Origin of the sequence: Mesorhizobium sp. M2A.F.Ca.ET.039.01.1.1 (assembly GCF_003998035.1) — a bacterium.
GTDB lineage: Bacteria > Pseudomonadota > Alphaproteobacteria > Rhizobiales > Rhizobiaceae > Mesorhizobium.
In genome coordinates this window covers 1-2,213 of record NZ_RZRY01000881.1, presented here as the reverse complement: position 1 = coordinate 2,213, position 2,213 = coordinate 1, and the positions used below count along the sequence as shown (strand labels likewise).

Sequence of the window (2,213 nt, the reverse complement as noted above, 5' to 3'; positions counted from 1 at the left end):
ATTCAAGCCATGTCGCTCAGAGTTCCTTCGTCCAGCGCTCGCTGAGCGTCGCGCCGGTCCCGGCGTCGATTGCCGCCAGGCTGACCTCGTAGCCCCAGAGGTTGCGGATATGGCGCAGGGTTGCGTCGCGGCTCTGGCCCTCGAGCATGATGCCGTCCTTGACCTTGTGCTGCAGCCGCAGATGCCGGTCGCCCAGCAGGTCCACGTCGACCACCTGGATGTCGGGGCGGCTGGCACCGATATCGTAGCTTTGCGCCAGCGCCGACCGTATCCTGGCATAGCCGCGCTCATTGTGGATCGAGGCCACCTCGTAATGCGGCTCGTCGGCGCCGTCGGCCAGCGCGAAGAGCCGCCATTTGCGGATCAGCGCCGGGCTCAGATACTGGCGGATGAAGGATTCGTCGCGGTGGTTGGCCCAGGCGTCGAGCAGGGTGTCGCGCCAGTCGCCGCGGCCGGCGATGTCCGGGAACCAGTCGCGGTCCTCGGCGGTGGGCGCGGTCGAGATGCGCTGGATATCCTGCATCATGTCGAGGCCAAGCGCGTAGGGATTGATGCCGGAGTAGCGCGGATCGTCATAGGCCGGCTGGAAGACCACGTTGGAGTGGTTGCGCAGGATCTCGAGCATGGCGCCTTCGCTGATGCGGCCGCGATCGAACAGCGTGTTCATGATCGTGTAGTGCACGAAGGTGGCGCAGCCTTCGTTCATCACCTGGGTCTGCCGCTGCGGATAGAAATATTGCGCGATGACGCGCACGATCCTGACGATCTCGCGCTGCCAGGGCTCGAGGACGAGGCTGTTCTTCTCGAGGAAATAGAGCAGGTTCTCCTCCGGCAGCTTGAGCGATTTCTTCCGCTCGGCAAGCATTTCGTCCCCCGCTTCCGGCTTGCTCTTTCCCTGCGAGGGCGGCAGCGTTCGCCACAGATCGTTGAAGGAGCGCTCCTCGTATTCGAGACGTTCGCGCAGCCCCTCGCGCTGCTGCTCGGACGACAGTTTCGGCGGCCGATGGTAGCGGAAGACGCCCTGTTCCATCAGCGCGTGCGCGGAATCCAGGATCGCTTCCACGGCCGCCAGGCCATGCCGTTCCTCGCATCGGGCAATGTAGCCCTTGGCAAAATCCAGATAGCTCAGAATGCCGCCGGCATCGGTCCATTGCCGGAAAAGATGATTGTTCTTGAAGAAATGGTTGTGCCCGAGCGCGGCATGCGCGGTCACCAGGGCCTGCAGGGCCATGGTGTTCTCTTCCATCAGATAGACGATGCAGGGGTTGGAGTTGATGACCAGCTCATAGGCCAGGCCGCGTGCGCCCTTGCGGTAGAGAAACTCGTCGTAGAGGAAACGCTTGCCGAACGACCAATGCCGGTACATCAGCGGCATGCCGACCGAGGAATAGGCGTCGAGCATCTGCTCGGAAGAGATGACCTCCATCTGCACAGGATAGATGTCGAGGCCCAGATCTTCGGTCCCGAGCGCCTCGATCTCGTCATAGACGCGGGACAGCTTCGCAAAATTCCAGTCCGAGCCGGAAAACAGCAGTTCGGATTTGCGCGCCTGGCTGACCATTTGCAGAAGCCCCTCAAGCGCTCTTGCGCAGGGCGGGTTGCCTGGCGAAGAGCTCGCGGAAGACCGGGTAAATATCGGCCGGCGCGGCAATGCGCCTCATCTGGAAGTTCGGCCATTTGCCGTCGACGGCGTTGTAGGCGCGCCAAAGCGACGTGCCGTTCTCGGTCGAGCCGAAGATATGGCTTTCCCGCTCGTCGATGATCTCCACATAGGCGAAATACTGGCAAAGCCGCATGAGCTTGCGGTCGAGCAGTTCGATGCAGCGCTCGGAGTCGGTGGCGAAGTTGTCGCCGTCTGAGGCCTGGGCGGCGTAGATGTTCCACTGGGCGACCGGATAGCGTTCTTCGATGATGCGGTGCATTTCCTCGAGCGCGGTGGAGACGACCGTGCCGCCGCTTTCGGTGTGGTAGAAGAACGTCTGCTCGTCCACCTCCTTGGCCTGGTGGGTATGGCGGATGAAGACGACCTCGATGCGGTCGTAGCGGCGCGTCAGGAAGAGATGCAGCAGCACGAAGAAGCGTTTGGCCAGATCCTTCTCGCGCTCTCCCATCGAACCTGAGACGTCCATCAGGCAGAACATGACCGCGTTCGCATTGGGCACGGGCTGGGGATCGAAGCGGTTGAAACGGATGTCGACCGGGTCGACATAGGC

2 protein-coding genes are annotated in these 2,213 nt (G+C 62.4%); both read right to left on the bottom strand.

The genetic code is table 11. The annotated features are described in order from the left end of the window. Positions 1–16: 16 nt before the first annotated feature. Positions 17–1,561, bottom strand: coding sequence for a SpoVR family protein (locus tag EOA24_RS35035; protein ID WP_126080993.1), 1,545 nt, complete (start codon positions 1,559–1,561; stop codon positions 17–19). Between the two features lie 13 nt (positions 1,562–1,574). Then, the coding region (locus EOA24_RS35030) for a YeaH/YhbH family protein (RefSeq protein ID WP_133374790.1) at positions 1,575–2,213 on the bottom strand (639 nt) is incomplete at its 5' end.

Excerpts from the sequence above, each read along its gene's own strand:
- EOA24_RS35035 (WP_126080993.1), bottom strand. The coding sequence starts at position 1,561 with ATGGTCAGCCAGGCGCGCAAATCCGAACTGCTGTTTTCCGGCTCGGAC.